The sequence below is a fragment of the Anthropogastromicrobium aceti genome (assembly GCF_020687335.1).
Classification (GTDB): domain Bacteria; phylum Bacillota; class Clostridia; order Lachnospirales; family Lachnospiraceae; genus Anthropogastromicrobium; species Anthropogastromicrobium aceti.
In genome coordinates, this window is sequence record NZ_JAJEQN010000071.1 from 1 (window position 1) to 8,339 (window position 8,339).

Genomic DNA, 8,339 nt, shown 5'->3' on the forward strand with positions numbered 1-8,339 from the left:
TATATGGCGAGGTAACCACATGAGCAAAATAGAAGCATCGAAGATGCGATTTTGCGAATGGGGTTCTGAATAGTTACTATATTTTAATCACAGTGTGTCATGATCTTTATAATCTCTTCGTCTGTGCCATTCATTCCTTCTGCACCAATTCGGCAGATATTACGAATAGTATTCTCAACACCCTTACTTACAATTCCATCCTCACCATAGAACTGCTGGCCATGGCGATACATTTCATATCCTAAAATTCCAGCATCCACAGAAGATGCAATCTTTGCTGCACATGATGGCTTTGCTCCATCGCAGATAATACCAGATGTAATTGCAATAGAATTTACAAGTGTATGAGCCACCTCATCGATGCCGCCGCCAAGTAAAAATGCAATTGCACAGCCTGCTGCACATCCGGCACTTACTGCTCCGCAAAATGCAGACAATGGTCCAATTCCTGTCTTAATGTGAATTGCAATAAGATTTGATACCAAAAGTGCACGAAGCAGTTCTTCGTCACTCTTATGATATTCCTTTGCATAAATAATAACAGGAACTGATACAGTAATTCCCTGGTTTCCACTTCCCGAATTGATTACAACAGGAAGCTCACAGCCACTCATACGTGCATCGGAGCCTGCTGCTGCATATGCTCTTGCTTTTGTACGCACATCTTCACCATATGTATCAAGCAAAACACTTCCCACATTTGCACCCCAGTCCTCTTTTACACCAACCTGTGCAATATTATAGTTATACTCAACCTGTCTGTTTAACAAATCACTTACTGTGCTTAAATCTGCAGTCTTCGCATACTCTACAATTCCCTCAATGCTAAGGCGGCTTCTGTCAGCGCGCTGCTCTGCTGCCGCAGCCTGGCTCTCTGCCAGTTTCTGTGCACACTCGCAGTCGTCCTGCTCGTTTAACATAACCTCGCCATTACGCGCGATATACACAATATCAGTATGATGCTTTGATACACGCACAACTGCACTATTTTCCTTGGCTTTTACTGTTACACGAATATCAAGCTTATCACCATCCTCCATTGCCTTTACACTAAATGGAACATTATTTAAATACTCAGCGATTTCCTTTTGTTCTTCTGGTGTTACCTTTGCGATAACCTCAAGACATGCTTTTGAATCTCCTGCCACGATTCCAGCTGCCGCTGCCGCTGGGATTCCCTTCATGCCGCCTGTATTCGGTACGATAACACTCTTTACATTCTTGATAATATTGCCGCTCGCCTCAATGATAACCTCTGTCGGCATCTGACCTAATACTTCTCTTGCCTTTGCGGCACAGTATGCCAGCGCAATCGGCTCTGTACAGCCAAACGCTGGTGTCAGTTCTTCGCGCAAAATCTGCGCATATGTCTTATGATCTTCTCTTGTAAGCATTACAATTTTCTCCATTTTTCTATATGATCCGTGCCTCGCACTATTATTCATGATATCAATTATCGTGTTTTTTGTAAAGGTTTTGCCAAATTTTCTCTCATTGATTTTTCGTTTTTTGTAATTTTACATCGCATTTTGCGAAAAACTATGTTATCATAGAATATATATCTTACAGACAGGACTGACAGCTATGGAACAACACACTAAAAAGCACACAAGGCGCTATTTTTGTCATTTAAAAAATGCCTTAGGCGACTTAAAGATTGCTATGCGCGGTGCCTTTTTAAATATAAAAAGTATGCTCGCGCTTCAAATTATTTACTCTATATTTTACACCCTGATTGAATACTCACTCTTTCAGCTTCTTTTAAGTATTGCATTAAAAATCGACGGCTACAGTTTTTTAAATTCCGCCAATATCGGACGCTTTCTGATCACACCTCCGGCAATCGCAATGCTTCTGATTTTATTTTTGACTGCATGTGTGCTGACTTATCTTAATGCATGCATTCTTCTTGGCGGCTTTCAGGCTTCTTTGGCAAGACAGAAGCTTCGCATGAAGGATATTTTTCTACATGGCTGCGCAAAAGGCTTTCAAAGATTTCACTTTAAACAGCTGTATGTCGCCCTGCCTTTATTTGCCTACCAGATTTTAATCAACCTATTCTTTTTCTATGAAATCTGTTTTCGCATAAATCCTTACAGCACCTTTTTGCCAATGCTTTTTTCAAAACTTATTTACTGCATTCCGATCATCACTTTTCTTATATTTATTGGAATTTTTGCAGTTCGTGAGTTTTTCTGTGCCTGCTACTGGTATCTTGGCGATTTCGGCCTGAGAAATGCAAAAAAAGCAAGTGTTCCTCTCGTCAGAAAGAATCTTCGTGCTGTACTAAGCGACATAATTCTTTTAAATCTGCTCGTCGTTGTCCTTTGGTTTATTCTTCGTTTGCTGTGTCAGATTATAATTGTTGTCGTCGTCAATTTTTTTGCGCCAGCTGACTTAAAGGTTGCAATGGTTCTTAGCTTTAACAATACGCTTTCCATCGCACTCATATGGTTTGTCACCTGCATAGGTGTTTTCTTAAATGCAGCAATGATGACACATCTGTTTTTCCGTTTTTCCGGCAATGATGTTATTTTGGAATTTCATCTTAGCTATGCGCCAGACACACCGCTTCGCCGTATCTTTCGTGCCTGTGGTCTTGCTGCTGCCGGTGTTGGCGTTTTTTGCTTTTTATACTATGGTATCTATAACGGTGCCCTTCTTGCTGAACGTCCACTAAGCCCAGTTCAAATTTACTGTCACAGAGGACTTTCTTCAGAAGCACCTGAAAACTCACTTGAAGCCATTGATCTTGCAATCTCCTCCCTCTCTGACGGTGTTGAGATTGACGTTCAGGAAACAAAAGATGGCGTGGTTATTGTTTGTCATGATGCTTCACTTAAACGTATCGCTGGAAAAAAAATCAACATTGCAGATGTTACCTATGAAGAATTAAAGCAATATGATATCAGTTATTATTTTTCAAAAGACCATGAATTTACCTATATACCTACACTAGAAGAAGTCATGTCTCTTGTAAAAGGACGAGCGCACCTTTTAATTGAATTAAAGAGAAATTCTGCCAGTGCAGATCTTGCAGCGAAAGTTGTAGGCCTAATTGAACAATATGAAATGGAATATCAGTGTTCCATTCAGTCCTCCGACTATGCTTATCTTCGTCAGGTAAATGAGTTAAATCCTGATCTTACGCTCGGCTACATTCTTACTACAGCCATCGGCAACTATTATAAAAATGACATGATTGACTTTTTCTGTGTACGTTCTATGTTTGTAAATAATACAACTGTTGCAAAGGCCCATGCACAAGGCAAGGCTGTCTATGCCTGGACCATCAACACAAGAGCAGAGGCAGAGCGCATGAAAAACGCCCAGGTGGATGTCATTATCACAGACTATCCAGCCAAGGCGCGTGAAGTAATTTACCGCGATGAGAAATCCTCATACAGTATTATAAAATTGCTAAGACTAATGCTCTAATACTCATAATTTCACTCTGCTGTCAATATGTGCTGCCTTTCGGTACAGCGCTTCATAATATGCTTCTTTTTCGGGTGCACTGCTCTCAAAGCAGATGTGCCCTTTTTCTTGATCTGTACAGAGATTTTTCGCAGCTAGCAGACATTTTGCCTGTCTGGCAGTTCCCTCTCCTCCATCATAAATGCGAACCGATTCACCAACAACCTTTCCAATCGCAGACTTTACAAGCGGAAAATGTGTACAGCCAAGAACTACTGCCTTAATACCTTCCTGTAAACAAGGTGTTAATACATCCTTTAAATATCCCTCAAGCTCAGGGCCTTCTAAAATTCCTTTCTCCACATATTCCACCAAATCCGGACACGGAACTGGAATAATTACCGCCTGATCCTCATAGCGCTTCACAAGCTGTTTAAATTTTTCTTCATGAAGTGTCAGCGGAGTTGCCATAACAGCCACTTTTTCTCCTCGGTGATTTTGGGCTGCCGGCTTTACCGCAGGCTCTATGCCTACAAGCGGCAAATCCGGATACATGCCGCGCATTATTTTGCATGCCGCACTTGTCGCCGTATTGCAGGCAATAATAATTTCCTTTACACCACGCTCTAACAAATGCTCAGCACAGGCATATGTAAGCTGTCGCACTTCTTCAAGCGGTTTTACGCCGTAAGGTGCATTGAGCGAGTCCCCATAATAAATAAAATCTTCCTCTGGCATCAGTCGTACTAGCTCCTTTAATACACTAAGTCCGCCTGCACCAGAATCAAATACGCCGATTGGCTGTCTTTTCTTTTCCATATCTACACACTTCAATCCTTTTCCATGTCAGCATTTCATTTTTTGCAGCTATTTAAAGCTATGCGAATTTGCATGCTGTGAATAGCTGCCATTTTTGTATTTATGCTTACAGTATACCGCGAAAATCCCATCATGTATAGAAGATTTTCACAATGTTAATTTTTTATAAAATTTCTGATTGACAAATCGCGCTTCGACTTCTATAATCATTTTCAAGCAAAGGCGCTGACACATTCGTATGGAAGTCAGCGCCTTTTCTCATATCCGCAGCACAAAGCCGTGCACGCCGAAGGATCCCGGTGTGCGCGGCTTTGTACTGTTAAAAAAGGAGGAAATGTCCTATGGAAGAAATTTTAAGTACGGTTCAAAGTGAAGTCTTTGGTGTATGGTTTTTAATTGGAGCTGCACTCGTATTCTGGATGCAGGCTGGTTTTGCAATGGTTGAGGCTGGTTTTACCAGAGCAAAAAATACAGGAAATATCCTGATGAAGAATCTGATGGATTTTTGTATTGGTACTGTTATGTTTATCCTGATTGGTTTTGGTCTGTTTCTCGGAGAAGATCTTGTTGGTCTTATCGGAAAGCCGGGCTTTGACATTTTTACAGATTATGCAAATTTTGACTGGTCCAATTTCGTATTTAACCTTGTGTTCTGTGCAACTACTGCTACCATCGTATCTGGTGCTATGGCTGAAAGAACAAGATTCCTTTCCTACTGTGTCTACTCAGCAGTAATCTCTGCTTTAATCTACCCGATTGAGGCACACTGGACATGGGGCGGCGGCTGGCTTGCACAGATCGGCTTCCATGATTTTGCCGGTTCAAACTGTATTCATATGGTTGGCGGTATCTGTGCACTCATTGGTGCAGCAATGTTAGGACCTCGTATTGGAAAGTTTGTAAAGGATTCAAACGGCAAAATCACAAAGGTAAATGCCTTCCCTGGTCACAATCTTCCACTTGGCTGTCTTGGTGTTTTCATTCTTTGGCTTGGCTGGTATGGATTTAATGGTGCCGCAGCAACTAGCGTTGAGGAGCTTGGATCCATTTTCGTTACTACAACAATTGCACCATCTATCGCAACTGTAGTCTGTATGATCTTTACATGGGTAAAGTATGGAAAGCCTGATGTTTCCATGTGTCTGAATGCTTCTTTAGCTGGCCTTGTTGCTGTAACTGCCGGCTGTGACGTTGTAGATGCATTTGGTTCTATCGTGATAGGTGCTGTTTCTGGTTTGCTTGTTGTATTTGGTGTATGGTTCTGTGATAATAAGATTCACGTTGATGATCCAGTTGGTGCCGTAGCTGTTCATATGATGAATGGTATCTGGGGTACAATTGCAGTTGGACTTTTTGCCACAAAGAGTGCTCCGGCCTTTGCAAGAGGATATGGTGATGGCGTTACATATGGTGCAAACCAGATCGCTGGAGCTGGTCTTTTCTATGGCGGCGGCTTCTCACAGCTTGGCTTACAGCTTCTTGGTATGCTTTGTACCGCAGCTTTCACTGCTGTTACTATCACGATTACATTCCTTGTTATCAAAGCAATCTTTGGTCTTCGTGTTTCCGAGGAAGAAGAAATCATTGGTCTTGATGCAACTGAGCATGGTCTTCCATCTGCTTATGCCGGATTCTCAATCATGGATATCGACAATACTATGACCATGGAGCAAAATGCAAATACAAACCTTGGTGTTGAAGAATATGACCGCGCTTCTGCTGCACAGAAGGCTGCCGCTGTTAAGGTCGTTAATGCTCCAGATGTTTCACCAAGCGGTATCTATAAGGTTGTCATCATTGCAAAGCTTTCTCGTTATGATAAGCTTAGAAAGGCTATGAATGACATAGGTGTAACTGGAATGACCGTTACTCAGGTAATGGGCTGCGGCATTCAGAAGGGTGCCGGCGAAAAGTACCGTGGTGTTGAGCTTGATGCTACTCTTCTTCCAAAAGTTAAGGTTGAAGTAGTTGTCAGCAGCATCCCAGTTGATACAGTAATCGCAGCTGCAAAGAAGACACTCTACACCGGTCATATCGGTGACGGCAAGATCTTCGTATACAACGTAGACCGCGTTGTAAAGGTTCGTACCGGCGAAGAAAATTTTGCAGCATTACAGGATGTTGAGTAATTTATATCTTCCTTAAAAAAACAAAGTGCCCGCAGTCTTATTTTTCTGCAGGCACTTTGTTATTTGCAGCTTTTATGCACGCTTCCGCATTATTACATATCTTTTTAAAGATCTGCTTACACAATGCAATTTCATCGTCTGTAAGCCCATTAAACATATCTTTTGCAAACTGCTTTTGTACGCGTATGCCATCTTTTATTATATCATCTGCTGAATCCAAAATATAAATTTCAACACGTTTTTTATTGTCTTTATCTATCCTTCTTTCAATCAGCCCTTTTTCCTCAAGCACCTTAAGTGACATAGATACGTGAGATTTTGTTGACTTTCTGTATCTGACAATATCTGCTGCCGTGTTATGCTGTGGATTATTATATAGAAACATCAGTATATCATACTCCATCTGCCTAAGCTGATATTTTTCACATACGGATGACTTCAGAATCTCATAATAACGTGTAATTCCTCTATGCTCATCACAAAAATACATGTATGCCCTCCTTCTGTAGTTCTATTTTGAACGATTATAGTGTTTTTTTCTCTTCTTGTCAATAAAAACATAACCACTTTTTCGTTTGCTCATCCTGTTTTGTGTGGTATACTATTGGCAGCGAATTTGATCGCCAAAATAATTTTAGAAAGGTATTTATAATAATATGATCAAACTAATTCAAAATATTGACATTTACGCACCAGAGCATCTTGGAAAAAAGGATGTACTTATCATTCACGATAAAATTGTAAAAATTGCAGATGCAGGCAGTCTGTCAATTCCTTCATATTTTCCAGAGCCTGAACAAATTGATGGAACAAATCTGATCCTCACACCTGGCTTTATTGACTGTCATGTTCATGTACTCGGAGGAGGCGGCGAAGGCGGTTTTGCCAACCGTACACCAGAGGCCACCATGGAAGGGCTTACCAAATTCGGCGTGACAACTGTTGTTGGCTGTCTTGGCACTGATGGAATTGGACGTGATATGTGTGCACTTGTCGCCAAAACAAAAGGGCTAAACGAGCAGGGAATATCTGCTTACTGCTACACTGGAAGTTATCAGGTTCCTGTTCGCACGCTGACTGACAGCATCCCAAAGGATATTATGATGATTCAGGAAATCATTGGAACAGGAGAAATCGCCATTTCAGACCATCGTTCCTCCCAGCCAACCTTTGAAGAATTTACCCGTGTTGCAGCCGATACAAGACTCGGCGGAGTACTTTCTGGAAAAGCTGGAATCATTAACGTTCATCTCGGTGATGGCTCACGAGGCATGGAGTTAATCAACCGTGTAATTGATGAGACAGAAATTCCTGCATCACAGTTTCTTCCTACTCACGTAAACCGAAACGAGGCACTTTTTTGCCAAGCCATCGAATATGCATTAAAGGGCGGTGCCGTTGACTTTACAGGAAACGAAGATATCGACTACTGGGAGACTATCTGCGATGAGGTGCGCGTATGCAAAGGAATCAAGCGTATGCTAAATGCAGGTGTCAATCCAAACCGTATCACAATCTCCTCCGATGGACAGGGAAGCCTGCCAATCTACAATAAAAAAGGTGAATTTCAGGGAATGGGAGTCGGTCAGTCCAGCTGCCTGTTAAAGGAAGTAAAGGAATGCGTATCCATGGAAAACATTCCACTAGAAACCGCACTCTCCACAATCACCTCCAACCCTGCCGACATTCTTCATTTAAATAAGAAAGGAAGAGTTCAGGAAGGATACGATGCTGATCTTTGTATCTTAGACAAGAACTTGCAGCTTATCAAAGTCATTGCAAGAGGAAAGTCAGTCTATTAAATTCTTTTTTGATTTTTCTTATTTTTTAGTTTCTTTATTTCATTTGATATGATACACTATCCCTTGCAAATTCCATTTATCTATGGATGTTGGGGTCAAAAGGTATTTTGCCCCCAACTGATATCCACGAATTGCTCCGTTGCTATGCAACTTTCGCAATTCTAAAAACATT

6 protein-coding genes are annotated in these 8,339 nt (G+C 41.4%); 3 read left to right on the forward strand and 3 right to left on the reverse strand.

Annotated features, from left to right (window positions below; genetic code table 11):
- Nucleotides 1-83: 83 nt before the first annotated feature.
- Nucleotides 84-1,409 (reverse strand): L-cysteine desulfidase family protein, encoded by a 1,326-nt coding sequence (locus LKD48_RS15880; protein WP_408628587.1) that lies wholly within the window; start codon nt 1,407-1,409, stop codon nt 84-86.
- A 175-nt stretch (nt 1,410-1,584) separates the two neighbouring features.
- Here LKD48_RS15880 and LKD48_RS15885 point away from each other — a divergent pair, with 175 nt between their 5' ends.
- On the forward strand, nt 1,585-3,438 hold the full coding sequence (locus LKD48_RS15885) for a glycerophosphodiester phosphodiesterase family protein (protein WP_308732587.1): 1,854 nt from the start codon (nt 1,585-1,587) through the stop codon (nt 3,436-3,438).
- 3 nt (nt 3,439-3,441) lie between these two features.
- On the opposite strand, the gene murI is transcribed toward LKD48_RS15885, so the two are convergent.
- Nucleotides 3,442-4,236, reverse strand: coding sequence for a glutamate racemase (gene murI / locus LKD48_RS15890; RefSeq protein WP_118616344.1), 795 nt, complete (start codon nt 4,234-4,236; stop codon nt 3,442-3,444).
- A gap of 341 nt (nt 4,237-4,577) precedes the next feature.
- On the opposite strand from murI, the gene LKD48_RS15895 reads away from it, so the two are divergent.
- A complete protein-coding gene (locus LKD48_RS15895; protein WP_308732588.1) occupies nt 4,578-6,365 on the forward strand; it encodes an ammonium transporter in 1,788 nt (595 codons plus the stop codon).
- 37 nt (nt 6,366-6,402) lie between these two features.
- Here LKD48_RS15895 and LKD48_RS15900 read toward each other — a convergent pair whose 3' ends face one another.
- The gene (locus tag LKD48_RS15900) at nt 6,403-6,855 is read right to left on the reverse strand and encodes a MarR family winged helix-turn-helix transcriptional regulator (RefSeq protein WP_308732589.1); all 453 of its coding nucleotides are present in this window, start codon (nt 6,853-6,855) and stop codon (nt 6,403-6,405) included.
- Between the two features lie 169 nt (nt 6,856-7,024).
- Between LKD48_RS15900 and iadA the strand changes: the two genes are divergently transcribed.
- On the forward strand, nt 7,025-8,167 hold the full coding sequence (gene iadA, locus LKD48_RS15905; RefSeq protein ID WP_334303542.1) for a beta-aspartyl-peptidase: 1,143 nt from the start codon (nt 7,025-7,027) through the stop codon (nt 8,165-8,167).
- Nucleotides 8,168-8,339 lie beyond the last annotated feature (172 nt).